Source organism: Ruegeria sp. AG7, assembly GCF_056541545.1.
This window is the reverse complement of record NZ_JBQFYP010000006.1, coordinates 40,069-65,589: the sequence shown is the minus strand read 5'-3', so window position 1 is coordinate 65,589 and position 25,521 is coordinate 40,069. Positions and strand designations below refer to the sequence as shown.

Below are 25,521 nucleotides of genomic sequence, written 5' to 3'. Positions count from 1 at the left end.
TGACGCCTCATAGCGCAGGAGAACGCCCGCCTCAACGAGAATGAGTTTTCGGCTTTTACAGAAGATGCGGGATTTGTAAGGTCGCGCCCGGAATACGCCAAAAGGGGGCCGCTTTTGTCCACAGTCACGCCAATGATGGCGCAATACCTCGAAATCAAAGAGGCCCACCCGGATGCCCTGCTGTTTTATCGCATGGGTGATTTCTATGAGATGTTTTTCGAGGATGCCGTCAACGCTGCCGAGGCGCTGGATATCGCGCTGACCAAGCGCGGCAAGCACAATGACGAAGACATCCCGATGTGCGGCGTGCCGGTGCATTCAGCCGAAGGGTACCTTCTGACCCTGATCCGCAAGGGCTTTCGCGTTGCGGTCTGCGAACAGTTGGAAAGCCCGGCTGAAGCAAAGAAAAGAGGCTCTAAATCGGTCGTAAAACGTGATGTCGTGCGACTCGTCACGCCTGGAACACTGACCGAGGATGCGTTGCTTGAGGCGCGCCGACACAACTTTCTGGCTGCCTATGCCGAGGTCCGGGACGAGGCCGCGCTTGCCTGGGCGGATATATCAACGGGCGCGTTTCACGTGATGCCCCTGACCTCGGTCCGGCTCAGCCCCGAGCTTGCCCGGCTTGCGCCCTCCGAACTGATCGTGGCCGATGGAACGCAGGAAAAGCTGAACGAAACGCTGCTTGATCTGGGGATTTCACTGACGCCGGTCGGGCGCGCCAGTTTCGACAGCACGGCGGCGGAAAAGCGCATCTGCGGGCTGTTTCACGTGGGTGCCTTGGACGCGTTCGGCAATTTCGGCCGCGCCGAAGTGTCCGCGATGGGTGCGCTGATCGACTATCTGGAGATTACGCAAAAGGGCAAACTGCCCCTGCTACAAACGCCGCTGAAAGAAACTGAGGATCGAGTCGTTCAGATCGACGCTGCAACGCGTCGAAACCTTGAGCTGACCCGTTCCCTGTCTGGCGGGCGCGCAGGATCGCTTCTTTCTGTCGTTGACCGGACTGTTACCCCCGGCGGCGCGCGATTGCTGGAACAGCGGCTTTCAAGCCCTTCTCGAAATCTGGATGTGATCCATGCCCGGTTTGACGCAGTCAGTTTCGCCGCTGGTGACAGCTTGATCGCGTCTGATCTGCGCGAAGCCTTGCGCAAAACCCCGGATCTGGACCGCGCCCTGTCGCGTTTGTCACTCGAGCGCGGCGGACCTCGTGACCTGACAGCCATACGCAACGGGCTGACACAGGCGGCCACGATTGCCGAAATCTGCACCGATCAGGATTTGCCTGTGTTGCTGGCGACCGCGCTTCAGAACCTTGTTGGTTTCGATGACTTGCTGACTTTGCTGGACGAAGCGCTGGTGGCCGAACCCCCGCTTCTGACCCGCGACGGAGGCTTTATCGCGCCAGGTTTTGATACTGAACTGGACGAGGCCCGCACCCTGCGCGACGAAGGCCGGTCCGTCATCGCCGGGTTTCAACGAAAATACGTCGAACACACCGGCATCACCTCGCTGAAAATCAAGCACAACAACGTGCTGGGCTATTTCATCGAAACCACGGCCACCCATGCCGAAAAGATGCTGAACCCTCCCTTTAGCGAAGCCTATATTCATCGCCAGACGACAGCCAACCAGGTGCGGTTTACAACCGTCGAACTGTCCGAGATCGAAACTCGTATCCTGAACGCCGGAAATCTGGCGCTGGAGATTGAAAAGCGGCTCTATCAAAGGCTTTCTGGCGCGATACTGGACCTCGCTGCCCGATTGAATCAGGCCGCCCGCGGGCTTGCCGAACTGGACTTGACGACCGCCTTGGCTGATCTTGCGCGGGGTGAAAACTGGTGCCGTCCAAAGGTTGACGGCTCTCGCGCATTCAATGTGCAGGGTGGTCGCCATCCGGTTGTGGAACACGCCCTCCGGCAGCAAAGTGGCGGTGCATTCATTTCCAATGATTGCGATCTGAGTGTCCAAGACGGTGCGGCTATATGGTTACTGACGGGTCCGAACATGGCCGGTAAATCAACCTTTCTGCGCCAGAACGCCCTGATCGCACTGCTTGCCCAAATGGGCAGCTATGTCCCGGCCGAAGAGGCGCATATCGGCGTCATCAGTCAGCTGTTCAGCCGCGTAGGAGCCTCGGACGATCTGGCGCGGGGGAGGTCGACGTTCATGGTCGAAATGGTGGAAACCGCCGCCATCCTGAATCAGGCCGATGACCGTGCATTGGTGATCCTGGACGAAATCGGCCGTGGTACCGCCACCTATGATGGCCTCTCGATTGCCTGGGCCACATTGGAACACCTACACGCGGCCAACAAATGTCGCGCATTGTTTGCCACGCATTATCATGAGCTTACGGCTTTGGCCGGTAAACTCGAAGGTGTCGATAACGCCACCGTAGCGGTCAAAGAGTGGGATGGCGAAGTCATCTTCCTGCACGAGGTTCACAAGGGCGCGGCTGACCGGTCTTATGGGGTGCAGGTTGCGCAACTAGCCGGTTTACCCGCTTCTGTTGTCGAACGTGCCCGGATGGTTCTGGACCAGCTTGAAAAAACCGAACGCGAAGGCGGCAAACAAAAAGCGCTGATTGATGACCTGCCGCTGTTCTCAGCAGCCGCGCCGCCACCCCCGCCCGCACCGAAAACTTCGCCAGTGACCAAGATATTGGAGGGTGTCCTGCCCGACGAACTGACCCCGCGCGAAGCGCTGGATCTGATCTACAAACTGAAAGAGGCGGCCAGATCCTGACCGCCCTTCATCTTTTCAAAAATACTCTCGCCGAAGGCTTGGCTTTGAAAAGCCAATCAGCTTGCTGGCGTTGAAGAGACCCCGACTTGAGCCGGACGCAACAGGCGGTCGTGCAGCATGAAACCCTCGGCAGACACCTGAATGATGTCCCCTGCCCGCGTGCCCGGCACCGGGGCCTCGAACATTGCTTCGTGCACATTCGGATCAAACCGGTCGCCAACCTGGGGCGTAATCACTTCGATCCCGTGTTTCTGGAACACATCCTTCAGGGCACGCATGGTCAGTTCGACGCCCTCCAGCAGCCCGGCGGCGACCTCTTTCTGCTCGTCAGTCGCGGCCTCAAGTGCGCGCTTCATGTTGTCGTAAACGGGCAGCATATCACGGGCCAGCTTGGAACCGCCATACTGCTCGGCATCGCGGCGCGCCTTGTCGCCACGTTTGCGTGCGTTCTCGGCATCGGCAAGCGCGCGCATGAATTTGTCTTTATACTCATCCCGCTCGGCGCGCAGCTCGTCCAGCTCGAGCGCCTCGTCACTGATCTCAGCAAACTCCTCGGCCAGCTCTTCCGCTTCTGCCGCCATGATATCGTCCAGAAAATCTTCGTTCTTGGGCTCTGCCATCTCTTACCCTCTAGCTCCGGTCGGATATCAGCTTGCCGACCAGTTGCGCCGTATAATCCACGATCGGCACGATCCGTCCATAATTCAGACGCGTGGGCCCGATGACCCCGACCGCACCGATTATCTTTCGATCAGCGTTCATATATGGAGACACCACCAAAGAGGAACCCGAAAGTGAGAAAAGTTTGTTCTCAGACCCAATAAAAATGCGCACACCCTCGCCGCTTTCCGTCAATTCAAGGAAATCCGCGATGTCGCGCTTGCGTTCCAGATCATCAAACAGGCTGCGAATGCGCTCCAGCTCTCCGGCCTGGCCGGGTTCGTTCAACAGATTCGCCCGTCCCCGCACGATCAGACGAGCCGAGTCGGCTCCGTCTCCGTCCCAAGCGGCCAGCCCGCTTTCGACCAGCTCGCGCGCCAATACATCGATTTCCTGCTTGCGCGCTTGAATCTGTTTCTGCATCTGACGGCGTACTTCACTAAGCGTGCGCCCCTCGATCAGCGCATTCAGAAAATTCGCGGCCTCGCGCATCGAACTGGGCGTCTGGCCGGGTGGTGGAGTGAACAGACGATTTTCGACATGGCCGTCCGAAAAGACCAGAACCACCAAAGCCTTGTCATGCCCCAAGGAAACAAACTCGATATGCTTGATTTCTGCTTCATGCTTTGGTGTCAGGACCAGCGACGCACCTTGCGTCAGGTGTGACAAAGCTGACCCGACCCGATCCAGCATTCCGCCAACATCGCCCGCGTTAGAGCCTAATGTTTCTTCAAGTTTTTGCTTGTCGTCGACGCCCAGATCGCCAACCTCAAGTAAACCGTCCACGAACATACGCAGTCCTTGCTGCGTCGGTACCCGACCCGCGCTGATATGCGGGCTGTCCAGAAGACCCAGAAACTCCAGGTCCTGCATCACATTGCGCACGGTTGCGGCACTGACCTTTTCCGACAGGCTGCGCGTCAGGGTTCGGCTTCCGACCGGCTCTCCGCTTTCCAGATAACTTTCAACGATCAGCCGGAACACCTCGCGCGACCGGTCGTTCATCTCGTCCAGAATTTTGCTCGCTTCACTCATGCGTTTTCCCCTGCTGGTTCATCATTAAATAGCAGGCAAATGAAAGGTCAATCGGGGTTGCATCGTAACGCTGCGGGGCGGTATCCCCAACCCAGCAAACAAAGGATTTCCCATGCGACCCTCTGGAAGAGACTTAAGTGAAATGCGCACCGTTTCAATCGAAACGGGGTTCACCAAACATGCCGAAGGTTCCTGCCTGATCAAGATGGGCGATACCCATGTGCTGTGCACCGCCACGATCGAAGATCGGGTACCCCCTTTCATTAAGGGTTCGGGGCTTGGCTGGGTCACCGCCGAATACGGTATGCTGCCCCGCGCCACCAACACCCGGATGCGGCGTGAAGCGGCCTCGGGCAAGCAAGGTGGCCGTACGGTGGAAATTCAGCGCCTGATCGGTCGCGCCCTGCGGGCCGGCGTCGACCGGGTTGCACTTGGCGAACGTCAGATCACGGTTGATTGCGATGTGATCCAGGCCGATGGCGGCACCCGCTGTACCTCGATCACCGGCGGCTGGGTTGCTTTGCGATTGGCCGTCAACAAACTGATGAAGGCAGGTGACGTGATTTCAGATCCGCTGGTTGATCCGGTCGCCGCCGTGTCCTGCGGTATCTATGCGGGCCAGCCTGTTCTGGATCTCGACTATCCCGAAGACAGCGAGGCCGGTGTCGACGGCAACTTTATCATGACCGGGTCAGGCAAACTGATCGAGGTCCAGATGAGCGCCGAAGGTTCTGTATTCAGCCGTGCCCAGATGGATCAGCTGATGGATCTTGCGGAAAAAGGTGTTGCCGAGCTGGCCGCAGCCCAGAAAGCCGCCACCGCATGACCCGTAAGTTTGACAGCGACAGGCTTCTGGTTGCGACCCACAACAAAGGCAAGCTTGAGGAGATGGCGCATCTCCTCGAACCTTTTGGCGTGACGGTTGTGGGTGCGGCGGACATGGACCTGCCTGAACCGGAAGAGACCGAGGACACCTTTGTCGGCAACGCCCGGATCAAGGCCCACGCCGCCGCAAAAGCCACCGGGCTGCCCGCCCTGTCAGACGATTCTGGAATCACCATCGACGCGCTGGACGGCGCGCCGGGTGTTTATACCGCGGATTGGGCCGAAACCGCCAATGGGCGCGACTTCCTGATGGCGATGACCCGCGCCCATACTGAGCTTGAGGCAAAGAATGCCCCCCATCCCCGCACCGCGCAATTCCGCAGCACGCTGGTGCTGGCCTGGCCTGATGGGCATGATGAGGTGTTTGAGGGCGTTGCCCCCGGTCATCTGGTCTGGCCTATCCGCGGCGCAGGTGGATTCGGTTACGATCCGATGTTTGTTCCCGAAGGATACGACATTACCTTTGCCGAGATGGATCGCTGGGAAAAGAACAAGATCAGCCATCGCGGTCGCGCGGTTGAGAAGTTCGTGAAAGGCTGCTTTGGCGGATGATTGGCGCAGCGGGGGCTTTGGCCTGTACGTGCATTGGCCCTTTTGCGAGGCCAAATGCCCCTATTGCGACTTCAACAGCCATGTTTCCAGAAACATTGATCAAAAACAATGGCTTGACGCCTATCTGAGTGAATTGCGGCGCTCGGCCGTCGAAACCCCGGATCGGGTGCTGAACACGATCTTTTTCGGTGGTGGAACCCCGTCGCTGATGGACCCGGAAACTGTTGCTGCCGTGATTGACACCGCCCGCGCCCTGTGGCGGCCCGCCAATGACATGGAAATCACTCTCGAGGCCAATCCCGGTTCGGTCGAGGCCGGACGGTTCGCGGCCTATCGTGACGCAGGCGTCAACCGGATCTCGATGGGCGTGCAGGCGCTCAACGACGAAGACCTGCGCCGATTGGGGCGAATTCACACTGTGGCCGAGGCACGCGCCGCCTTTGACATCGCCCGTGATTGTTTTGAACGGGTGAGCTTTGACCTGATCTATGCCAGGCAACACCAAACGTTGGACGCTTGGTGGGCCGAGTTGAACGAAGCGCTGTCCATGGCCGTAGATCACCTGTCCCTGTATCAGCTGACAATCGAAGAAGGCACGGCTTTTGGCGATCGTTATGCTGTCGGAAAGCTGCGCGGCTTGCCTGAAGATGACAGTGCGGCCGACATGTACCTTGCAACACAAGAGATTTGCGAGAAACACGGCCTGCCCGCCTATGAGGTGTCCAATCACGCCCGCCCCGGTGCAGAGTCGCAGCACAATCTGGTCTATTGGCGTTACGGAGATTATGTCGGCATTGGTCCCGGTGCCCATGGGCGAATTACTGTGGGTGGTCAAAAACACGCGACCGAGACCCATCTGAACCCGCAGCGTTGGGTTGACGCCGCCGCGAAGGGTGACGGAGAAAAGAAGCGCTATGTCCTTTCGCCTGAAGATCAGGCGAACGAATACCTTATGATGGGTATGAGGATTTCAGAAGGACTAGATATAGATAGGTGGGAGGCTCTGTCAGGCCGTCCACTTCCAGACGAAACCGTGGACCATCTGGTCGGCATTAATATGATCGAAAGTGATAACAACAGACTCAGAGCAACACCAGCGGGGCGCGCCGTGCTGAATGCTGTAATCCGGGAATTGATGGGCTGAATATGCAGTATCTTTGGGCGGGGCTGGGATTGCTTTGCGTTGCGATGGCCGCGATTGGGGTTGTTCTGCCTCTTCTTCCAACAGTTCCGTTTTTGTTGCTGGCAGCGTTTTTCTTTGCGCGATCCTCTTCACGGTTGCACAACTGGCTTCTGTTGCACCGGATTTTCGGGCCAATGATACTGGATTGGCAGAGTTCGGGCGCAATACGCCCGGCCGCAAAAAAGGCAGCAACCTTATCGGTCGCCGCCGTTTTCGGGGTGTCTTTACTTCTATCCGTTCCGCCCTTCGTGCTGATCATTCAGGTCATTGTTCTGGGCGGCGTCCTTATATTTATCTGGACACGCCCTAGCGGCTGAGCTTTGCACAAAGATCGTCAAGCTGATCCAGGTTTTCATATGTCAGAACAACCTGACCGGATTCCGTTCCCGCCTTGTGGTTGATTGAGACTTTCATGGCCAAAATAGCGGACAAGTCTTTTTCCAGCGCGCGCGTATCAGCATCTTTACCGGCATCCAGATTCCTGGATCTGGAAGCAGGTCGTGGAGTGTCGCCCTGCTGCTGTTTCTTGACCAACGCCTCGGTCGCGCGCACAGACAGGCCATCCTTGACGATCTGCTTTGCCAATTCCGAGGGATTTTCCGCCGTAATCAGTGCGCGCGCATGACCAGCCGACAATTTCCCTTCAATAACAAGAGTTTGCACGTCAATTGGCAGAGACAAAAGCCGCAACAGGTTCGCAATATGGCTGCGGCTTTTCCCCAAAGCCTCAGCAAGCTTTTCCTGCGTGTGGCCAAAGCGATCCATCAACTGCCTGTATCCGGCGGCCTCTTCCACTGCGTTCAGATCAGCGCGCTGGATGTTTTCGATGATCGCAACTTCCAGTACCTCGGTATCATCAAATTCGCGCACAATCACAGGGATCTCGTGCAGCTGCGCCATCTGAGCAGCCCGCCACCGGCGTTCACCAGCGACGATTTCGTATTCTCCAACCCCTGTTGGACGTACGATCAAGGGTTGGATGATACCTTTTTCCCGAACCGACGCGGCAAGCTCATCCAATTGTTCGGGCTGAAATGTGCGTCGCGGCTGATTTGGGTTTGCCTTCAGCTTTTCGATCGGAACTTTCAGATCAGGTCTGCGCGCGTCAGATGATACCCGGTTGCCCGCTTCCGGATTAACATCCGCCATGAGTGCGGACAATCCCCGGCCCAACCCTCTGGATTTCGCTTTCCTGGTGCTCATGTCGGCCTCCTCACCACCGCTCATGCTGCGGTTTTGTTGTTCTTATGCATGATCTCACGGGCCAGATGCCGATACGCCATCGCACCAAGTGATCCCGAGTCATACTGCAATACCGGCAGCGCATAGGATGGCGCCTCGCTGACCCGCACATTCCTGGGTATCTTTGTTTTAAAAACCATCTCACCCAGATTGTCACGCGCATCCTTTTCGACCTGGCGGGACAAGTTGTTGCGGTTGTCATACATGGTTAACACAACACCTTCGATTCTCAGGTCTGGATTCGCGGTTTGCCGGACCTCCCGGATCGTCAACATCAATTGCGAAAGACCCTCCAACGCAAAGAACTCACTTTGCAGCGGCACAAGGACAGAATGGGCGGCAACCATCGCATTTACGGTCAAGAGGTTCAGTGACGGCGGGCAATCTATCAGGATGAAATCCAGCTCAAACGCATCCACTGCCGTCTGACGCAGCGCATCGTGCAGCAGATAGCTGCGTTTTTCGTTGGAAATCAGCTCGATATCTGCCGAGCTCAAGTCAACCGTTGCAGGGACAACCAGAAGGTTTTCGATCTCCGTCTCCTGAACCACTGCCTCCAAGGGCGCGTCATCCAGGATGAGATCATAAGTGGTCCAATCCCGATCTTCGACCCCTAAACCGGTTGATGCATTCCCTTGTGGATCGAGGTCAACCACCAATACCCTGCAGCCAGCTTCGGCCAACCCTGCCGCTAGGTTGATTGCTGTGGTTGTTTTCCCTACTCCGCCCTTCTGATTGGCAACCGCAATTATCCGGGGTCCGGACGGTCGAGACAGATCAACCACGTGATACTCCTTTGATCTTAAGGATAACGGCCTGAGGTTCAGTTAAACTTGTAATGGCCTCAGCATCGAAATTCCATTCCTCACGCGCCTCGTCCAGCTCTTTTTTCCAGTTTGCACCTTTGGGCAACAGCGCGGTCCCGTTTTCACCTAAATGCCTGTCACAGAATGATAACAATGTACGCAGATCCGCCAGCGCGCGCGCCGAAACGATGTTTGCGCCCAGGGGTTCAACCACCTCGATCCGCTTAGAAATCACTTTACACGACACGCCACATTCACGGGCGACGTTACGCAGAAAAGCCGATTTTCTCTGGTCGCTTTCCACCAGAGAGAAACTGGCGGTCGGAGCTTCCTTGGCAGCAATAATGGCGCATACCATTCCGGGGAACCCGCCGCCACTGCCAAGGTCCACCCAGGTTTCAAACGTTTCAGCGCATCGAAAAACTTGGACAGAATCCAGAATATGCCGATCCCACATGAATTCCAGACTATTGCGTGAAACAAGATTTATCCTGGGATTCCAGCGGTTCACCAGATCAACATAGATTTTCAGACGTTCGAATGTTTCACGTGAAACATTCAAGCCATCAAACTTGGAAAAATCGGCCATCATGCCTGACGCGCTCGTTGATCGCGGCGCAATTTCGCCAGGACAAGGGTGAGCGCAGCCGGTGTAACGCCTTCGACTCGGCTTGCTTGCGCTATGTTCGACGGTTTGGCCTGTGACAGTTTCTGCTTCATCTCAGAAGACAGCCCGTCCAGGCCAAAATAGTCAAATTCACGCGGGATAACATAGGATTCATCCCGCTTCATAGCCTCAACATCGCGCTTTTGCCGGTCGATATAGTTCGCATAAAGTGCGTCACGTTCGATTTGAAGCCGGATCGCCACGTCTACATCTTGTAGATCTGGTATCAAGGGAAACAAGTCCTCGAAAGATGTATCCGGAAATGCCAGAATCGCCATTCCATCTCGGCGGTTTCCATCCTGGTTGACGTTGATCCCGGCTGAAAGAACTTCCTTGGGTGTGTATGTGCGAGCGGTCAGCTTGGATTTCGCTGCATCAAGCTGGCTCATTTTCTTCTCAAAATGCGCCTGACGCCTCTCTCCGACACAGCCAAGTTCCAACCCAATCGGCGTCAACCGTTGATCTGCATTATCTGCACGCAGAGACAGTCGGAACTCGGCCCTGGAGGTGAACATTCGATAAGGCTCTGCCACACCACGTGTCGTCAGGTCGTCTATCATCACGCCGATATAGCTGTCTGATCTGGTGAAAATGACCGGTTCGCGGCCCTGTACGTCCAGCGCCGCGTTAAGGCCAGCAACCATCCCTTGTGCCGCAGCTTCCTCATATCCTGTGGTTCCGTTGATCTGCCCTGCCAGATATAGTCCCGGAACGTCGGGTAGCGACAAGGACGCGGTTAAGACACGTGGGTCCACATAATCATATTCGATCGCATAGCCCGGTTGAAGAATGTCCGCCTTTTCAAGCCCTTTGATCGACCGAACGTATTCCAATTGCACGTCCTGAGGCAGTGACGTTGAAATACCGTTGGGATAAATCGTGTGATCATTGACGCCTTCGGGCTCAAGAAAAACCTGATGCGAGTCCTTATCTGCAAAGCGAACAATCTTATCTTCGATCGAAGGGCAATATCTTGGACCTATGCCATCGATATGGCCCCCATACATCGCCGATTTTGAGAGGTTTGCTTCGATGATCTCATGCGTCTTGGCATTGGTATGTGTAATACCGCAGGAAATCTGAGGCGCGACAACCGATGTTGACAGGAAAGAAAACAAGGTCGGGTCCTCATCCCCGTCCTGTCTTTCCAAACCTGACCAGTCGATAGTGCGCCCATCCAGACGCGGCGGTGTGCCGGTTTTCAAGCGTCCCAGCGGAAGGTTATAGCTATCCAACCTCTCGGCCAGTTTTATCGACGGGCGATCTCCCATCCGCCCACCAGCCCGTGACACGTCGCCGATATGGATGACGCCGCGCAGGAAGGTTCCGGAAGTCAGAACAACGGCTTTGGCATGCACTTCCGACCCATCTCCAAGCAGGACACCGGCGACACGGAGTCCGTCCATCAGGAAGTCTACAGCCTCCCCAACGATAATGGACAGGTTTTCCTGGTTGCTGATTTCGTTTTGCATTGCCGCACGATAAAGGGCGCGGTCAGCCTGCGTTCTGGGACCCTGAACAGCCGGACCTTTTCGCCGGTTCAACAGTCGAAACTGAATACCAGCCTGGTCAGCGACGCGACCCATTACACCGTCCAGCGCGTCAATCTCTCGAACCAGATGTCCCTTCCCCAACCCACCGATAGCCGGGTTGCAGGACATGACGCCGATATCGGTCGCAGATAATGTCACCAAAGCGGTTTTCGCACCCATCCTGGCAGCGGCGTGCGCGGCTTCCGTACCGGCATGACCGGCCCCAACCACGATGACATCAAAGTTTGAATGTTTCACGTGAAACAATCCTTATTTTCCTAAACAAAAGCTGGAGAAGATTTCATCCAACAGTGTCTCGACATCAATTCTGCCGACCAGAGATTCAAGCGCCCGTATGGCAGTCCTTAACTCCTCCGCAGCGATATCATACAGGTCCGGGCCTGATTCCAGAACCGTGATCGCAGCAACAAGTGAAGCCGATGCCTTGTTCATCGCAGCGCGATGGCGTTCACGCGTGGCTATACCATGTGTTGTGGTTCTTTCACTCAAGGCCCACGAAATCTGGTCGACAAGCGCATCAATCCCCTGTCCTGTCTTTCCTGAAACACCTTCACTCTTATCTTCCCGCAGGTCTGCTTTGGGCAGAACATGGATATCGCCATCCTGCACAGCTACATCCAGCTCTTCCGGGACTTCGGTCAGAAAAACACGCAAGTCTGCCGCTTCTGCCCGTTTTCGAGCCAGCTCGATCCCAAGATTCTCGACGTGATCTTCGGTTTCCCGCAACCCGGCCGTATCCAGCAATGTCACCGGCAAGCCAGCCAGATCCATACGAACCTCGATCACATCCCGGGTTGTGCCTGCGAATTCCGAGGTAATTGCGGCTTCACGTCCTGCAAGCGCGTTCAACAGGGTCGATTTTCCTGCATTGGGAAGACCAACAATAGCCACTTCAAATCCGGTACGAATACGCTCGGCAATCTTCACCCCATCTGCTTCTCGACGAAGATCTGCCAGAACACGGCTTGTCAAATCGCGGACTTCCGGCGTGACGTCGGTGGGGACGTCTTCATCAGCGAAATCGATGACGGCTTCCAGCAACGATGCCGCGCGGATCAGATCGCGCCGCCAGCGCTCGGCCAGCGTGCCAAGCTCACCGGCAAGAATAGTCTGGGCCTGCTTACGCTGTGCCTCGGTTTCCGCGTCAATCAGGTCTGCGAGGCCTTCGACCTGTGTCAGATCCATCTTGCCATTTTCAAGGGCCCGGCGTGTGAATTCACCCGGGTCCGCCAGCCGCAGCCCATCGGTGTTCGACAAACAGCGCAGAACCGCATTGACCGAGGCCGTGCTGCCATGGATCTGAAGTTCTGCCACGTCTTCCCCGGTGAAACTTGCCGGTGCCTGAAAGGTCAGAACCAGACCATCATCCAGACGTGATCCGTCCTGATCCCGCAGGGTGCGCAAGACTATTCCCCGCTTGGGCAGTTCCGCGCCGCTCAGACATGCAGCTGCGGAATGCGCTTCGGGGCCAGAGAGGCGAATGACCGCCACCCCTGCTTTGCCTTGCGCGCTGGCCAAGGCGAATATCGTATCCATTCGTAGGCCTCGCGTCGCTTAAGACCTGTGTCAGGTGTTCATTGAATCGAAGAACTCGCCGTTTGTCTTCGTCTGTTTCAACTTCGACAACAGGAACTCGATTGCGTCGGTGGTGCCCATCGGATTGAGGATACGGCGCAGAACGAAGGTTTTGGCCAGATCGCCCTTGTCGACCAGCAGGTCCTCTTTCCGTGTACCGGATTTGAGGATGTCGATCGCCGGGAACACGCGTTTGTCTGCAATCTTGCGGTCCAAAACGATTTCCGAGTTACCAGTACCTTTGAATTCTTCAAAGATCACCTCGTCCATCCGGCTGCCGGTATCGATCAGCGCCGTGGCGATGATGGTCAGCGATCCGCCCTCTTCGATGTTCCGGGCCGCGCCGAAGAAACGCTTGGGCCGCTGCAGCGCGTTTGCGTCCACACCACCGGTCAGAACCTTGCCCGAGGATGGTACAACGGTGTTAAAAGCCCTACCAAGTCTTGTGATTGAGTCGAGTAGAATAACAACATCTCGTTTATGTTCGACCAGGCGCTTGGCCTTTTCAATGACCATCTCCGACACGGCCACGTGACGCGTTGCGGGCTCATCGAAGGTTGACGACACAACCTCACCCTTAACCGAGCGCTGCATGTCGGTCACTTCTTCCGGGCGTTCGTCGATCAGCAGGACGATCAGGTAACACTCCGGATGGTTCTGTTCGATCGAATGCGCGATGTTCTGCAGGATCACGGTTTTACCAGTCCGCGGCGGTGCCACGATCAGCGAACGCTGACCTTTACCGATCGGCGCAACCAGATCGATCACGCGCGCGGACTTATCCTTGATGGTGGGATCTTCGATTTCCATCTTCAGACGCTCATCCGGGTACAGAGGCGTCAGGTTGTCGAACAGTATCTTGTGCTTGGCCTTCTCGGGATCTTCAAAGTTGATCATGGTGACATTTGTCAGCGCGAAATAACGCTCACTCTCGTCCGGCGCCTTGATCTCGCCCTCGACCGTGTCCCCAGTCCGCAGTGAGTGCAGACGGATCATATCGGGCGAGACATAGATATCGTCAGGACCCGGCAGATAGTTTGCCTCGGGCGAGCGCAGAAAGCCGAACCCATCCTGTAGCACTTCCAGTACGCCATCACCGCCGACGGTCCAGCCATCATCGGCACGTTCGCGGAGAATCTGGAACATCATCTCGCCTTTGCGCATGGTCGAGGCGTTTTCGATCTCCAGCTCTTCGGCCATTGCCAGAAGGTCTTTGGGGCTTTTGGCTTTCAGGTCGGCCAAATTCAGGGATTCATTGGACATGATACATACCTTCACCGCTGAAAACGCGGCTTGAAGTGGAATTTCAGTACGGAAAATACGCCGCCCGGACGGGCGTGTTGTGATCTACATAAGCGCAGCGTCGTTCGGAGTCAAATAGGCGTTCAGAACTTCAGAATGACCGCCAGAACGATGGTAACCATCAGAATGGTCGGAACCTCGTTCATCATGCGATATTGCCGCCCAGTGAGCTTATTCTGGCCTGCCAGAAAATCCATTCTTCGGGCCATAAGCCAATGGTGGAACCAGGTCATCGCGATCACGCCCGCGCCTTTAACCCAGGGCCATGCGAAATCCCATCCGACGATCCCCGGTGTGAACACCATGATCAGCCCGCATAACCAGGTCACAACCATCGCGGGGCGCATGATCACCCGCAGCAGCTTGTCTTCCATTTCAAAGAAGATGTCTTGCGCGCCCTCTACGGCCTGCGCTTTTTCGACGTGATAAACAAACAGTCTGGGCAGATAGAACAAGCCCGCCATCCATGAGATCACGGCCATGATATGTAATGACTTCACCCACGGGTAAATCGTGAAAAGAAGGTCTGTCATGCCGGCTCCGAACGTTGTTCGGAACTCTCCCTAATAAAAAAATAAGAAAAGAAAAAGGATGATGATTTTGTAGTGTGCTAAATATCCGTGGATTATTATTTTTACCCTAGCGTTTTCCCCAGGGGGACAAAATACCTGAGGTTCCCAGAGATTCTGTTGATAGTACAAATTATATATATAAATCAATTATTTAAGTTGGATCAGGCAAATCTGGTCTGTGGATAACCCGATGGGTATCGCTGGATACATCTGTTATCCCACGAGTTAGAGTTATCCTTGTCCCAACAGGATCAGATTTGAGCGACTCGGGGATCTTTGCCGCAAAATTCCCGGGGTTGCGTGTCAACCGGAAAACCATACAAAACACCCCAGAACTCTCATCGATTTGCACACGGGGTTTTCCACATGTCTGTCCCCATTCTTCTGGCTTCGGGATCTGTTATTCGCGCGCAACTGCTAAGGAACGCAGGTGTGCCGTTTGCGGTTCAAACGGCGCGCGTGGATGAAGAGACGGTCAAACGGGCGTTGCTGGCAGAGGATGCCGCACCACGCGATATTGCGGATACGCTGGCGGAGATCAAAGCGCGTAAGGTCAGTGATAAAAACCCTGGCGCCATGGTGATCGGTTGCGATCAGGTGCTGGATTTCGAAGGGCAGCTGCTTTCAAAGCCCGAAACCCCGGAACAGGCGTTGGCCCAACTGAAAGATATGCGCGGCAAGCGACACATGCTTTTGTCCGCTGCTGTGATCTATCAGGATGGTGAGCCGATCTGGCGGCAAGTGGGGCAGGTGCGTTTGCGGATGCGGGCCAGTTCCGATGCCTATCTGAAAGACTATGTTGCGCGGAACTGGGACAGCATTCGCCATGCCGTCGGAGCCTACAAGCTGGAAGAAGAAGGCGTCCGCCTGTTCGCCACCATTGACGGCGACTATTTTAACGTTTTGGGTATACCTCTGTTAGAGCTTCTCAACTTTCTGGCTGTCAAAGGGGTGATCGAGCAATGACAGACAACCGGGTTCCTTTAGCCGGAGTGATCGGGCACCCCATCGGGCATTCGCGTTCACCCAAGCTGCACGGGCATTGGTTAAAGACCTATGGGCTTGTCGGGCATTATATCCCGATGGACGTCGCCTCTGCTGATCTGAAGACTGTGCTGCGAACCCTGCCCAAAGCGGGCTTTGTCGGGGCCAACGTGACCGTTCCGCACAAAGAAGCTGCGTTGAAGATCGCAGATCACGTTTCCGACCGTGCAACAGTGATTGGTGCCGCAAATACGCTGGTGTTCCGAACTGATGGTTCGATCCACGCAGATAACACCGACGGGTACGGGTTTATGGAAAACCTGCGCAATGGCGCACCTGACTGGAATGCGAAAGATGGCCCGGCGGTTGTGTTTGGTGCCGGGGGCGCTGCCCGTGCCGTTTTGCAGGCTTTGTCTGATGCCGGGGTGCCGGAAATCCTGCTGACCAACCGGACGCGCGCCCGCGCGGATCATCTGAAGGAAGAGTTCGGCCAACGCATTCGCGTGGTCGATTGGGTTCAGGCGGGAAATGTCATTGAAAACGCCGAACTGGTGGTCAATACGACTTCACTGGGGATGCAGGGCCAGCCAGAGCTGCGCGTGCCGTTGGACGGGTTGCAGCCCGGTGCCGTGGTAACGGACCTGGTCTATACCCCGTTGAAAACCCGCCTGCTGCAAACTGCCGAGGAGGCCGGATGCACCACAGTCGATGGTCTTGGGATGTTGCTGCATCAGGCCGTTCCCGGATTTGAACGCTGGTTTGGTGTCCGCCCTGAGGTAGACGCAGATACGCGCGCGGCGGCTTTGGCATGAGTTTTGCGCTTGGCCTGACAGGCTCAATCGGTATGGGGAAAAGCACCACAGCGCAGATGTTCGTTGAAGAAGGGTGCGCATTGTGGGATGCGGATGCGGCGGTGCATCGGCTGTATGCCATTGGTGGAGCAGCGGTTGAACCAATGCGGGCAGCCTTTCCCGATGCGATACGTGATGGGGTGGTTAGCCGTGACGCGTTGAAACGGATCATCGCGGATGACCCGGCCACGTTGAAAACGATTGAGGCGATTGTGCATCCACTTGTCGCTGCTGACCGCGCAGAATTTCGCGAAAGCGCAACAAGCGACATTTTGGTGTTCGATATTCCACTTTTGTTTGAAACGGGCGGGGATGCAGCAATGGATGCCGTGGCCTGTGTTTCTATCCCGGCCGAAGACCAAAAACGGCGCGTGATGGAACGCGGAACAATGACCGAGGCGCAGTTCGAGCAAATCCGCGCCAAGCAGATCCCGAATGATGAAAAATGCGCGCGGTCGGATTTTGTGATCGTGACCGATACTCTGGACCACGCCCGCGCGCAGGTGCAGGATGTGGTCAAGCAGATACGGGCGGGGATGGCACATGCGTGAGATTGTACTGGATACCGAAACCACCGGGTTTGATCCCGAAAGCGGAGATCGGATCGTGGAAATCGGCGCCGTTGAGCTGTGGAACCACGTTGCCACCGGTGAAACCTACCACGTCTATATCAACCCCGAACGCTCGATGCCGGAAGAGGCGTTTGGCGTGCATGGTATAGGTCCCGATCTGCTGGAAACCCCGCGCCCGCCTGAAAAGGGCGAAGTGACTCTGAAAGACAAGCCGGTCTTTGCAAAGGTTGGCCACGGATTTCGCGAATTTGTTGGCGATGCGCGGTTGGTGATCCACAACGCCTCATTCGACATGAAGTTCCTGAATGCCGAGCTGAAATGGATGGGTGCCCCGCTTATCCCCATGGAGCAGGCGTTAGATACACTGGCAATTGCCCGTAAACGGTTCCCCGGTTCGCCAGCGTCACTGGATGCGCTGTGCCGTCGCTTCAATATCGACAACTCGAACCGTGTGTTGCACGGCGCGTTGCTCGACTCGGAAATTCTGGCCGAGGTTTACCTGGAATTGATCGGTGGGCGGCAGCCGGATTTTGGTCTGTCGACATCCACATCTTCTGCGGACGGTGGCAGCGATGATTGGCGAGCTACACCGCGCAGCACACCATTGCCATCCCGGATCACCGAGGATGAACGCGCAGCACATGAAGCTTTCGTGGAAAAACTGGGCGAGAACGCCTTGTGGACCCGCGCCTGATCCGGACAGGCGCGGGTCAAAACCTTACGCGTCTGCTTTTTGGGCCTGTTCGGCCTGACGGCGCATCAACTCGTTGCGATAGAGCGCTACGAAATCGATATTGTCCAAGTTGACCGGCGGGAAGCCGCCATCGCGGGTGATATCGCTGACGATGCGGCGCAGGAACGGGAACAACATGCGCGGGCACTCGATCATCAGGAACGGGTGCAGCTGATCTTCCGGCACACCTTCCACGTGGAACATTCCGCAATAGTCCAGTTCACACAGGAACAAGATGTCATCCATGCCTTTGGCTTTGGATGTCAGGTTCAGCTTGATCGAAACTTCGAACTGATGGTCCGCCGCGCGTTTTTTGGCATCCAGATTCACCTGAACGGCGATTTCCGGTTGTACGTCTCCGGAAACGCCCTTTTGCGCCATCACGTTTTCAAAGGACATATCACGGATGAACTGCCCCAGAACACGCATCTGAACCTGCGGGGCGGCTTGGGCCGCAGTGTTTTCTGCAGGGTTTTCTTCGGCCATGGATCTACTCCAAAAATGAAATTCGCCACTGCTTAGCAAGTTGGGCGCGGCACCTCAATGCTGGTGGGGGCCTTCCACCCATTTCGAAGGCTTCGAGGGGTCTTTTTTTGGCCGAACTTCGGTGAATTCCCCATCGATGATATCGCCCTGATCGAAAGGGTTCCCCCGGGTTTGATATCCGGGGCCCGGCCCCATCTGGAACTGGGTTACTGTAACCTTGGATTTCAGGTACCGGAAAACGGCGACGCGGATACCGGGAACTAACAACGCAAAACCAACGGCATCAGTGAAAAAGCCCGGTGTCAGCAACAAAGCGCCCGACAACAGGATCATTGCCCCATGGGCCAGGGGTTCGGTCGGATCGTCCAATTCGGCAAAGGACCGTTGCAGCCGTCCAAGCGCCATGCGACCTTGTGTCCGCACCAAAACCGTGCCCAGAACCGCGGTCAGCACTACGATGGCAAGTGTCGGCCACAACCCAATCAAACCACCAACCTGAATAAACAGCGCGATTTCGATTATGGGCACCAACAAAAATGCCAAGAACAGATACATTTGCGTTATCCTTTCCCTTAGGCCGGGCTGTGGACTTGCCACTCACTGTCACCTACATAGTGGCATGAGGCCGTGTATACAAAGTCGCGGCGTTGAAAAGAGAATGAAATGAGCGACAACATTATGTTCCAGTTGCTGGTCCTGGCCGGAATTGCCATTTTCCTGATCCTGCGCCTCAAAAGCGTATTGGGCACGCGTGAAGGCTTTGAAAAACCGCCTGTGCAGCAACATCCCGAAGCCCATAAATCGCGCCGCGGTTTCGAGGTGATCGATGGCGGCCCGGATCATGACATTACTGACCATGTCGCCGAAGACAGCGAACAGGCGCAAACACTGGCTGCGATGAAACGGGTCGAGCCCGGTTTTTCGGTCAGTGAGTTCGTTCAGGGTGCGCGCGGTGCGTATGAGATGATTGTGATGGGGTTTGAAAGGGGTAATCTGGATGAAATCCAGCCTTTCCTGTCGGAAGAAGTGTTCGAGACTTTCGTTTCGGTCGTGGCGGCGCGCGAAGATCAGGGCCTGACCATCGAGGCTGAATTCATCGGCGTACGGGAAACCACCCTGACGGATGTGAAATTCGACAAGGATACGAACCAGGCCGAAATCACGATGAAGTTCGTGGGAGAGCTGACCTCGGTCGTGCGCGATCGCGGAGGCGATATCGTCGAAGGCAACCCGAATTCCGTGAAGCGCCAGAAAGACAGCTGGACCTTTGCTCGCGTCATGGGCAAGGACGATCCGAACTGGCTGCTTGTCGCCACGGACGCATGATTGAAACGCTTCGGTCGCTTTTTCTGGTGGGTGCAATGACCATCGCCAGCGCTGCCGAAGCCGAGGCAACGCGATCCATACTGTCGTTTGACGATCTGCAGGGCTGGGCCGAAGATGATCACGGCGCGGCCCTTTCCGTTTTTCTGAACACGTGCGGTGATCTGGATGATCCGGATTGGCGCGCCTTGTGTGGTGTGGCCAGAACATATGAACCGGATGCCGCCCGCGCCTTTTTCGAGTTATTCTTCCGCCCTGTTCTGGTCGAAGATGACAAAGAAGGCCTGTTTACCGGCTATTTTGAACCGGAGCTTGACGGCGCGCGAACCCGGACAGATCGTTTCAAATACCCGATCTACAAGATGCCGCCCGAAGCCCGTGCCGAAGGACCATGGCTGAGCCGTCGTGACATCCTGACCGGTGATGTGATGCAGGGCCGCGGGCTAGAGATTGCCTGGGTCGACGACCCAGTTGAGCTGTTCTTTCTGCAAATTCAGGGCTCGGGGCGTATTCGATTGTCGGATGGCGGTGCGCTGCGGGTTGGATATGGTGGTGCGAATGGTCACCCCTATCGGTCGATCGGTGTCGAGTTGGTGCGACGCGGGGTTCTGGGTGCGCATGAGGTCAGCGCCCAGATGATCCGCGCCTGGGTGCGCAAGAACCCCGAGGCCGGTGCCGAGTTGCTGTTTCACAACCCGTCATACGTGTTTTTTCGCGAAGTTTCACGCGTTGCCCCCGAATTTGGACCTTTGGGGGCGATGAACCGGTCGATCACGACAATGCGCTCGATTGCGGCGGACCCCGCCTATACACCATTGGGCGCACCTGTCTGGGTGGAAAAGGACGGTGAAAACCCGTTGCGACGGCTAATGATCGCGCAGGACACAGGCGCGGCCATCAAAGGCGCGCAACGGGCGGACATCTTTTTCGGTACCGGTGAAGAAGCCGGACAGGCTGCGGGCAGGCTGAAAGATCCGGGTCGGATGGTTCTGTTGTTGCCTATTCAGCGCGCCTATGCCCTGTTACCGGATGAATTCTGATGACCCGGCGCAAACTGACAACCGATGAGATCGAGCTTTGGCGCAAGGTCACCAAACAGGCCGAGCGTCTGCATCCGGACTGTCCTCAGACCGTCCATCCGACCACCCTGCCGAAACCCAGGCCCAGAAAAACACCAAAACCCCGGTTTGAGGTGTTTGAGCTTGGTCAGAACCTTCAGCCGAACTCGAAGCCAAACGATCTGAAACCATCGTTGACGGACGCGCTGCGTGCCGCGCCTGTTCAGATGGATATCAAGGCTTTTGGCCGGATGAAGCGCGGTAAGCTAAAGCCCGAAGGCAAGCTGGATCTTCACGGTATGCGGGTTGATACGGCCCATCCTGCGTTGATCCGTTTTATCCTGAGCGCGCAGGCACAAGGTAAACGACTGGTTCTGGTGGTAACCGGCAAGGGCAAGGACCGCGACGAACCCGGCCCAATCCCGACGCCGCGTGGCGTATTACGCAATCAAGTGCCGCATTGGCTGTCCATACCGCCGTTGGCGCAGGCGGTGATGCAGATCACGCCCGCGCATATCAGTCATGGCGGCGAGGGTGCTTATTACGTCTATCTCAGGCGAATGCGCTAAAAATCCCGACGGGCGCTGGAAATGCCTGTTCGGACCAGAACGCAAACCAGCACGAAGAACACCCCAATCCAGATGAACTGTGTGTTCAGCGAAACGCCAAGGTCTATCAGAACGCCGGTCAGGCCCGGGCCGATGGCCGATCCCAGCACCATGACGGCCGCGGCCATCGCCTTGATCGCACCGATATGCCGGGTTCCGTAGAATTCGGCCCAGAATGCGCTGGGCAATGTGCTGTTTGCTCCAACCGTCAAGGCCAGGAAGACCAGCCCCAGGGTCGCGCCGCTGATCGAATTGGTTGTGCCCAGAATAACGAACCCAAGTGCGATCGGAAGCTGGTAGTAGGGCATGATCCGGGCGGTCCCCCATTTATCCAGCGCCCAGCCTGCGACAAACATGGAAAACAGAGATATTCCGGTAAAGATCGGGAATAGAGCCACCAGTTGGATATGCTGCCAACCCTTCACATCAGCCAGAAAAACCTGATGGAAAAAAAATGCGGTGATGAATGCGGATGGCCCAAGCACTGATGGCACCATAAACCAGAACAAAGGATGGAACAGAGCGTCCCGCCGGGTCCAGTGTTTTCCCTGCATTCCCGATGTTGAAAACGCGTTGGCGAGGCTTTGTGGAGTTCTCTCTTCTCGCAGCAGCCGCATCAGAACCGGAATACCCAGTACCGTGATGCCCGCCGCGGCAACCCACAGCCAGCGCCAATCCAGATAGACCATGGCGCCAACAAAAATCAGCGGCAACAACGCCTCGCCAAGCGCATAGCCGGTGGACGCGATGGAAAGTGCTTTGCCCCGCGTAACCGTGAACCAGCGGGCCATTGCGACCACGGCAAGATGCGTGCTCATCCCCTGCCCAAATAACCGCAGCAGAAAGATCACCAGTGGTAACAGCAGCAGCCAGGTGTTCAGCGCCATTGCAATGGCGGCCAACGCCAGTCCCGCCAACACAACTGGGCCCAATACCCGTACGCGGAAGATATCCGTCAACCCTCCAGCCCAGATCATCACGATTGCAGACAGGGTCGTGCCTAACGTGTACAGCCCACCCCATGCGCCGTGGCTGAGGCCATATTCAGAGCGGATTTCACCAGCAAAGACCGAGATGAAAAAGGTTTGCCCGAAACTGGACAGAAATGTCAGCAGAACGCCGGTCGCAAGCCAGGTCGCGTTGTCCACAAGAAACCGGTGCAGGGAAACCCGCGTCACGGATTGCTCACCTGGGCCTGGCCGGTTTCAGTCAGCACGATTTCTGTTGCGCCAACAGGATTGCGCTGGCTTGGCGGTACGAGGATGTCGATCCCGCGCCGGTCATCGCGCCCAAAGGTTTCGCTGACCCGGCGCACGGAGCGGAGGATAGTCAACAGGGCCGGAGAAGTGGCGGCCACAAAATGGGAAGATTCCGCATCGCTGTTGAAGGCAGTCGTATCCACGATTTCAATCGGATATTTGGACAGTTTCTCGGCCGATCCGATATTGCCCAGCCTTTCACCATCGGCGGTTCCCCTCAGCCGACCTGAAATGTTCAGGATCTTATCTTTCTTGGACACCATCACGACAAAAGGATCAGGAGGATTGTCGATACTGTTCATCTGCGACCGAAAAACATCCACGTCCAGATCGGGAGAGATCAGAATAACACCTTCCAGATTTCGCTTTGCCCAGCCCGGCTGTTTCAGTTCGGTTTGCCGTATCATCTCCATAGCCAGCGCGCCGCCCATTGAATGCGCCACAAGGGCCACCCGCCTGACCCCCATCGACTTGAGAAGACGAATGGTTTCCTCCAGCCCATCACGGGCAAACAACATGCTGTCCAGATCATAGGCATAACCATAGCCTGTCGCGCGGCTGGGCCATGAATAGACAAGGATTTGACCGGGAATACCGATATCATGTGACAGCTGAGCAGCCCTGAACAATGTCTCTGTCTGAGTGGAGTTATAGCCATGCACAAAAATCGTGACTTCGTCAGCCCCACTCAGCCTGTCCTTCAACTGTTGCGGCCCGCTTAGCTGATCGACCTCTGCCAGTACGAACTGCTTTCTCGGGTCAGGGTTTGCGTATGAAAATTTAAGGCTTCCCGGTGAACGGCCCGGTGGTATCGACACGGTCGTTTCCAGAAATTGCAGGCGTTCTGCGCGGCGGAATCCATACGCGCCATCGGGCTCGCGCGCACGTGTGGTGGCCGCAAAAACCGTTTCGGGAGTTCCGATTTTCAATGCAGATGGGACCGTTTCGGATACCGTCCGGTCGACGCAGGCCGCCAGCACGACCGGACACAGAATGAAGATTAAGAAACGCAGCACGGATAGCCCCCGGAAACAAGTGCCGACACGCTACCTTATTCTAATCCCGCGTCCAGCACGGCACGCGCAAAAGCGGCAGAAACCGGCCTGAGCGGGTACAATCTGTAACAGACCGTACCCCTACGAAACCGACCTTTGCCGGTACCGATAGCCTAGACCTCTGTGTCCTCGCCCTGCTCTTTGCGCGGCATTTCTTCGATCAGGCGTGTTTCCAGCAATTGCCCGTTTCGATACAGGATCGGATAGGCCACCGCAGCGATGTGGCTGTTGAATTCCCGGAACGCGCGCAGGGTTTCCAGGTGGATATCGCTGGTCTCAAAGCTTTCCGTACTGCCGTGCTGCAAGCGTTTGAGGTGGCGTTTGCGGCTGTCACGCTCGGCCCGTTTGATTTCGGTTTTCTCAAGGCTCAGCAGACGGGCGCTTTCCAGATCGTCCGAGATCAGAACGTTTGAGGCCAGTTTGAGGTTGGCGAGGATGCCTTCGTGCATCTCAACCAGTTCCGACCAGCCGTCTTTTGAAAATGAAGCACCTTTCTTCCGCATGTCGCCCGCCAGAACAGTCAACCGCTTGGCAACAACGTCGCCCGCAGTTTCCAGACGGATTGCGTATTCCATCAGGTCGCGTGCCACTTTTGCGTTCTGCTTTCCGAATGTCTCCTCGGGAATGGCGGCCACGAATTTTCGAATACCCGACAGGCAGTCGTTCACATCTTCGTCCATGTCCCTTACGGCGCGTATCTGGTCCTTGTCGCCGCTGCGGTACAATTCCAGTGACGGGCGGAACATCGACTCGACCAGATCGCTCATCCGCAGCAGTTCACGCTTGAGGCTGGACAGCGCCTGGGAGGGGCTGCCGGCGGTGCGCACATCCAGCGCGCTGGCCGGGCGACCTGCCTGGGCCAGCGCGTTCGCAGATTTCGGGTCCGGAAAAAACTGCTCGAACGGCGTGCGCAAACGCCCGCAGAACGGCAGCGCCAGCACCAGCAACGAAGCATTGAACGCTAGATGCGCACTGACCAGCATCTGACCGCCCTGCAAATCCCCCAGAACACCGGCACGCAGTGCCGCAGTCGCCGCGAAAAGGGTGACTATCGCCCAGCTGCCGCGCAAGGCCAGGTTGGCAAAAGGTATGCGCCTGGCAGGCATCTCCATCCCCCGGCTCAACCAAACAGGTATGAAGGCTGAACCGAAATTGGCCCCCAATACCAGCGACAGCCCGGCGGCAAACGGAAGCGCGCCAATCTGGACCAGCGTCACACACATCAGGATTGCCGCGACCGAGGAATGCATGACAAAGGCCAGCGCGCCGCCGACCAGAAACGCTGTAATATAGTCGCGTGCCAGATACTCGGCGACGGCAGGCAGAAAGGCACTGTCCCGGATCGGGTCCATGGCTTCGCGCAAAAAGCGCAATGAAATCAAGATGAACGCAATCCCCATCAGGATGCGCCCCAATTGCCGGGGCCTCTTGGCCTCGGTCTTGACAAACAGATACCCGCCAACCGCCAGAAGCAAAGGTATCAGCCAACCCAGCTGGAATGACAACACCTGAATAATCAGCGCCGAACCGAGATCAGCGCCCAGCACGATTGCAAGGCCGGTGGGAAAGGTCAGGAACCCCCCAGCAGCAAAACCCGATGTCAAAAGGGCAACCGCTGCCGAGCTTTGCAGAACCACCGCCATCACAATGCCGACCATTGACGCCTGCGCGTAATGGCTTTGGCCCGTCATGAGGCGCTGGAACGAAGCCCCATAGCTGCGCTCGATCCCTGTGCGGACCATCCGCACTGCGTAAAGCAGCAGCATCGTGGCTCCGGCCAGGCTGATGAGAAAGCTTACTATCGCCATGATC

Annotated in this window: 26 protein-coding genes; 12 read left to right on the top strand and 14 right to left on the bottom strand. The window is 56.5% G+C overall.

Features of this window, described 5'->3' with window-relative positions; translation table 11 throughout:
- The first annotated feature begins 132 nt into the window (after positions 1 to 132).
- Positions 133 to 2,748, top strand: a complete 2,616-nt coding sequence (mutS, locus tag ACR0BF_RS09790; RefSeq protein ID WP_480624891.1) for a DNA mismatch repair protein MutS — start codon at positions 133 to 135, stop codon at positions 2,746 to 2,748.
- Positions 2,749 to 2,804: 56 nt separating this feature from the next.
- On the opposite strand, the gene ACR0BF_RS09785 is transcribed toward mutS, so the two are convergent.
- Both ACR0BF_RS09785 and hrcA read right to left on the bottom strand, forming a co-directional pair.
- Positions 2,805 to 3,368, bottom strand: a complete 564-nt coding sequence (locus tag ACR0BF_RS09785; protein ID WP_480494021.1) for a nucleotide exchange factor GrpE — start codon at positions 3,366 to 3,368, stop codon at positions 2,805 to 2,807.
- A 10-nt stretch (positions 3,369 to 3,378) separates the two neighbouring features.
- Positions 3,379 to 4,443 (bottom strand): heat-inducible transcriptional repressor HrcA, encoded by a 1,065-nt coding sequence (gene hrcA / locus ACR0BF_RS09780; RefSeq protein WP_480494022.1) that lies wholly within the window; start codon positions 4,441 to 4,443, stop codon positions 3,379 to 3,381.
- Positions 4,444 to 4,555: 112 nt separating this feature from the next.
- Between hrcA and rph the strand changes: the two genes are divergently transcribed.
- Genes rph through ACR0BF_RS09760 form a run of 4 tightly spaced genes read left to right on the top strand, consistent with a single transcriptional unit; the run spans position 4,556 to position 7,380 of the window.
- Positions 4,556 to 5,269 carry a ribonuclease PH gene (gene rph / locus ACR0BF_RS09775; RefSeq protein ID WP_480624798.1) on the top strand — a complete coding sequence of 238 codons (714 nt, stop codon included), beginning with the start codon at positions 4,556 to 4,558 and terminating at the stop codon, positions 5,267 to 5,269.
- On the top strand, positions 5,266 to 5,880 hold the full coding sequence (rdgB, locus tag ACR0BF_RS09770) for an RdgB/HAM1 family non-canonical purine NTP pyrophosphatase (RefSeq protein ID WP_480559184.1): 615 nt from the start codon (positions 5,266 to 5,268) through the stop codon (positions 5,878 to 5,880). The genes rph and rdgB overlap by 4 nt, the downstream gene beginning before the upstream one ends.
- Positions 5,870 to 7,024 (top strand): radical SAM family heme chaperone HemW, encoded by a 1,155-nt coding sequence (hemW, locus tag ACR0BF_RS09765; RefSeq protein ID WP_480624797.1) that lies wholly within the window; start codon positions 5,870 to 5,872, stop codon positions 7,022 to 7,024. Before rdgB ends, hemW begins: the two co-directional genes overlap by 11 nt.
- 2 nt (positions 7,025 to 7,026) lie before the next feature.
- Entirely contained in the window at positions 7,027 to 7,380 is a 354-nt protein-coding gene (locus ACR0BF_RS09760) for a YbaN family protein (RefSeq protein WP_480624796.1), read from the top strand.
- Here ACR0BF_RS09760 and ACR0BF_RS09755 read toward each other — a convergent pair.
- The 7 genes from ACR0BF_RS09755 to ACR0BF_RS09725 form a co-directional block, all read right to left on the bottom strand.
- Entirely contained in the window at positions 7,370 to 8,266 is an 897-nt protein-coding gene (locus ACR0BF_RS09755) for a ParB/RepB/Spo0J family partition protein (RefSeq protein ID WP_480624795.1), read from the bottom strand. The genes ACR0BF_RS09760 and ACR0BF_RS09755 overlap by 11 nt on opposite strands.
- 20 nt (positions 8,267 to 8,286) lie before the next feature.
- Positions 8,287 to 9,090 (bottom strand): ParA family protein, encoded by an 804-nt coding sequence (locus ACR0BF_RS09750; RefSeq protein ID WP_209506882.1) that lies wholly within the window; start codon positions 9,088 to 9,090, stop codon positions 8,287 to 8,289.
- Positions 9,083 to 9,700, bottom strand: coding sequence for a 16S rRNA (guanine(527)-N(7))-methyltransferase RsmG (gene rsmG, locus ACR0BF_RS09745; RefSeq protein WP_480554306.1), 618 nt, complete (start codon positions 9,698 to 9,700; stop codon positions 9,083 to 9,085). Before rsmG ends, ACR0BF_RS09750 begins: the two co-directional genes overlap by 8 nt.
- Positions 9,700 to 11,568: a tRNA uridine-5-carboxymethylaminomethyl(34) synthesis enzyme MnmG gene (gene mnmG, locus ACR0BF_RS09740; protein WP_480624794.1), complete on the bottom strand. Its 1,869-nt coding sequence runs from the start codon at positions 11,566 to 11,568 to the stop codon at positions 9,700 to 9,702. The genes rsmG and mnmG overlap by 1 nt, the downstream gene beginning before the upstream one ends.
- A 12-nt stretch (positions 11,569 to 11,580) precedes the next feature.
- A complete protein-coding gene (gene mnmE, locus ACR0BF_RS09735; protein WP_480624793.1) occupies positions 11,581 to 12,867 on the bottom strand; it encodes a tRNA uridine-5-carboxymethylaminomethyl(34) synthesis GTPase MnmE in 1,287 nt (428 codons plus the stop codon).
- Positions 12,868 to 12,897: 30 nt separating this feature from the next.
- Complete coding sequence (gene rho, locus ACR0BF_RS09730) at positions 12,898 to 14,169, bottom strand: transcription termination factor Rho (protein ID WP_480554303.1); 1,272 nt, start codon at positions 14,167 to 14,169, stop codon at positions 12,898 to 12,900.
- Between the two features lie 122 nt (positions 14,170 to 14,291).
- Positions 14,292 to 14,741, bottom strand: a complete 450-nt coding sequence (locus ACR0BF_RS09725; RefSeq protein WP_480494028.1) for a CopD family protein — start codon at positions 14,739 to 14,741, stop codon at positions 14,292 to 14,294.
- Positions 14,742 to 15,146: 405 nt separating this feature from the next.
- Here ACR0BF_RS09725 and ACR0BF_RS09720 point away from each other — a divergent pair, with 405 nt between their 5' ends.
- From ACR0BF_RS09720 to dnaQ, 4 genes are read left to right on the top strand one after another with little or no spacing between them, the layout of a single operon-like run.
- Positions 15,147 to 15,746 carry a Maf family protein gene (locus ACR0BF_RS09720; RefSeq protein WP_480482540.1) on the top strand — a complete coding sequence of 200 codons (600 nt, stop codon included), beginning with the start codon at positions 15,147 to 15,149 and terminating at the stop codon, positions 15,744 to 15,746.
- The gene (locus ACR0BF_RS09715) at positions 15,743 to 16,576 is read left to right on the top strand and encodes a shikimate dehydrogenase (protein WP_480482542.1); all 834 of its coding nucleotides are present in this window, start codon (positions 15,743 to 15,745) and stop codon (positions 16,574 to 16,576) included. Before ACR0BF_RS09720 ends, ACR0BF_RS09715 begins: the two co-directional genes overlap by 4 nt.
- A complete protein-coding gene (gene coaE, locus ACR0BF_RS09710) occupies positions 16,573 to 17,166 on the top strand; it encodes a dephospho-CoA kinase (protein ID WP_480624792.1) in 594 nt (197 codons plus the stop codon). The genes ACR0BF_RS09715 and coaE overlap by 4 nt, the downstream gene beginning before the upstream one ends.
- Positions 17,159 to 17,881, top strand: a complete 723-nt coding sequence (gene dnaQ / locus ACR0BF_RS09705; protein ID WP_480554299.1) for a DNA polymerase III subunit epsilon — start codon at positions 17,159 to 17,161, stop codon at positions 17,879 to 17,881. The genes coaE and dnaQ overlap by 8 nt, the downstream gene beginning before the upstream one ends.
- A gap of 24 nt (positions 17,882 to 17,905) precedes the next feature.
- Here the strand turns inward: dnaQ and secB are convergent, their stop codons facing one another.
- Complete coding sequence (secB, locus tag ACR0BF_RS09700) at positions 17,906 to 18,406, bottom strand: protein-export chaperone SecB (protein ID WP_480624791.1); 501 nt, start codon at positions 18,404 to 18,406, stop codon at positions 17,906 to 17,908.
- Between the two features lie 54 nt (positions 18,407 to 18,460).
- Complete coding sequence (locus tag ACR0BF_RS09695) at positions 18,461 to 18,961, bottom strand: FxsA family protein (RefSeq protein ID WP_480518241.1); 501 nt, start codon at positions 18,959 to 18,961, stop codon at positions 18,461 to 18,463.
- 108 nt (positions 18,962 to 19,069) lie between these two features.
- Here ACR0BF_RS09695 and ACR0BF_RS09690 point away from each other — a divergent pair, with 108 nt between their 5' ends.
- Genes ACR0BF_RS09690 through ACR0BF_RS09680 form a run of 3 tightly spaced genes read left to right on the top strand, consistent with a single transcriptional unit; the run spans position 19,070 to position 21,356 of the window.
- Positions 19,070 to 19,732 carry a Tim44/TimA family putative adaptor protein gene (locus ACR0BF_RS09690; protein WP_480624790.1) on the top strand — a complete coding sequence of 221 codons (663 nt, stop codon included), beginning with the start codon at positions 19,070 to 19,072 and terminating at the stop codon, positions 19,730 to 19,732.
- Entirely contained in the window at positions 19,729 to 20,769 is a 1,041-nt protein-coding gene (gene mltA / locus ACR0BF_RS09685; protein ID WP_480624789.1) for a murein transglycosylase A, read from the top strand. Before ACR0BF_RS09690 ends, mltA begins: the two co-directional genes overlap by 4 nt.
- Positions 20,769 to 21,356, top strand: coding sequence for a Smr/MutS family protein (locus tag ACR0BF_RS09680; protein WP_480624788.1), 588 nt, complete (start codon positions 20,769 to 20,771; stop codon positions 21,354 to 21,356). The genes mltA and ACR0BF_RS09680 overlap by 1 nt, the downstream gene beginning before the upstream one ends.
- On the opposite strand, the gene ACR0BF_RS09675 is transcribed toward ACR0BF_RS09680, so the two are convergent.
- The 3 genes from ACR0BF_RS09675 to ACR0BF_RS09665 all read right to left on the bottom strand — a co-directional run bounded on the left by ACR0BF_RS09675 (position 21,353) and on the right by ACR0BF_RS09665 (position 25,517).
- Positions 21,353 to 22,573, bottom strand: a complete 1,221-nt coding sequence (locus ACR0BF_RS09675) for an MFS transporter (RefSeq protein WP_480624787.1) — start codon at positions 22,571 to 22,573, stop codon at positions 21,353 to 21,355. The genes ACR0BF_RS09680 and ACR0BF_RS09675 overlap by 4 nt on opposite strands.
- Entirely contained in the window at positions 22,570 to 23,670 is a 1,101-nt protein-coding gene (locus tag ACR0BF_RS09670; protein WP_480624786.1) for an alpha/beta hydrolase, read from the bottom strand. Before ACR0BF_RS09670 ends, ACR0BF_RS09675 begins: the two co-directional genes overlap by 4 nt.
- A 152-nt stretch (positions 23,671 to 23,822) precedes the next feature.
- Positions 23,823 to 25,517, bottom strand: a complete 1,695-nt coding sequence (locus tag ACR0BF_RS09665; RefSeq protein WP_480624785.1) for a Na/Pi cotransporter family protein — start codon at positions 25,515 to 25,517, stop codon at positions 23,823 to 23,825.
- Positions 25,518 to 25,521 lie beyond the last annotated feature (4 nt).

Excerpts from the sequence above, each read along its gene's own strand:
- mutS (WP_480624891.1), top strand. The coding sequence starts at position 133 with ATGATGGCGCAATACCTCGAAATCAAAGAGGCCCACCCGGATGCCCTG.
- ACR0BF_RS09785 (WP_480494021.1), bottom strand. The coding sequence starts at position 3,368 with ATGGCAGAGCCCAAGAACGAAGATTTTCTGGACGATATCATGGCGGCA.
- hrcA (WP_480494022.1), bottom strand. The coding sequence starts at position 4,443 with ATGAGTGAAGCGAGCAAAATTCTGGACGAGATGAACGACCGGTCGCGC.
- rph (WP_480624798.1), top strand. The coding sequence starts at position 4,556 with ATGCGACCCTCTGGAAGAGACTTAAGTGAAATGCGCACCGTTTCAATC.
- rdgB (WP_480559184.1), top strand. The coding sequence starts at position 5,266 with ATGACCCGTAAGTTTGACAGCGACAGGCTTCTGGTTGCGACCCACAAC.
- ACR0BF_RS09760 (WP_480624796.1), top strand. The coding sequence starts at position 7,027 with ATGCAGTATCTTTGGGCGGGGCTGGGATTGCTTTGCGTTGCGATGGCC.
- ACR0BF_RS09755 (WP_480624795.1), bottom strand. The coding sequence starts at position 8,266 with ATGAGCACCAGGAAAGCGAAATCCAGAGGGTTGGGCCGGGGATTGTCC.
- rsmG (WP_480554306.1), bottom strand. The coding sequence starts at position 9,700 with ATGGCCGATTTTTCCAAGTTTGATGGCTTGAATGTTTCACGTGAAACA.
- mnmE (WP_480624793.1), bottom strand. The coding sequence starts at position 12,867 with ATGGATACGATATTCGCCTTGGCCAGCGCGCAAGGCAAAGCAGGGGTG.
- rho (WP_480554303.1), bottom strand. The coding sequence starts at position 14,169 with ATGTCCAATGAATCCCTGAATTTGGCCGACCTGAAAGCCAAAAGCCCC.
- ACR0BF_RS09725 (WP_480494028.1), bottom strand. The coding sequence starts at position 14,741 with ATGACAGACCTTCTTTTCACGATTTACCCGTGGGTGAAGTCATTACAT.
- ACR0BF_RS09720 (WP_480482540.1), top strand. The coding sequence starts at position 15,147 with ATGTCTGTCCCCATTCTTCTGGCTTCGGGATCTGTTATTCGCGCGCAA.
- ACR0BF_RS09715 (WP_480482542.1), top strand. The coding sequence starts at position 15,743 with ATGACAGACAACCGGGTTCCTTTAGCCGGAGTGATCGGGCACCCCATC.
- coaE (WP_480624792.1), top strand. The coding sequence starts at position 16,573 with ATGAGTTTTGCGCTTGGCCTGACAGGCTCAATCGGTATGGGGAAAAGC.
- dnaQ (WP_480554299.1), top strand. The coding sequence starts at position 17,159 with ATGCGTGAGATTGTACTGGATACCGAAACCACCGGGTTTGATCCCGAA.
- secB (WP_480624791.1), bottom strand. The coding sequence starts at position 18,406 with ATGGCCGAAGAAAACCCTGCAGAAAACACTGCGGCCCAAGCCGCCCCG.
- ACR0BF_RS09695 (WP_480518241.1), bottom strand. The coding sequence starts at position 18,961 with ATGTATCTGTTCTTGGCATTTTTGTTGGTGCCCATAATCGAAATCGCG.
- ACR0BF_RS09690 (WP_480624790.1), top strand. The coding sequence starts at position 19,070 with ATGAGCGACAACATTATGTTCCAGTTGCTGGTCCTGGCCGGAATTGCC.
- mltA (WP_480624789.1), top strand. The coding sequence starts at position 19,729 with ATGATTGAAACGCTTCGGTCGCTTTTTCTGGTGGGTGCAATGACCATC.
- ACR0BF_RS09680 (WP_480624788.1), top strand. The coding sequence starts at position 20,769 with ATGACCCGGCGCAAACTGACAACCGATGAGATCGAGCTTTGGCGCAAG.
- ACR0BF_RS09665 (WP_480624785.1), bottom strand. The coding sequence starts at position 25,517 with ATGGCGATAGTAAGCTTTCTCATCAGCCTGGCCGGAGCCACGATGCTG.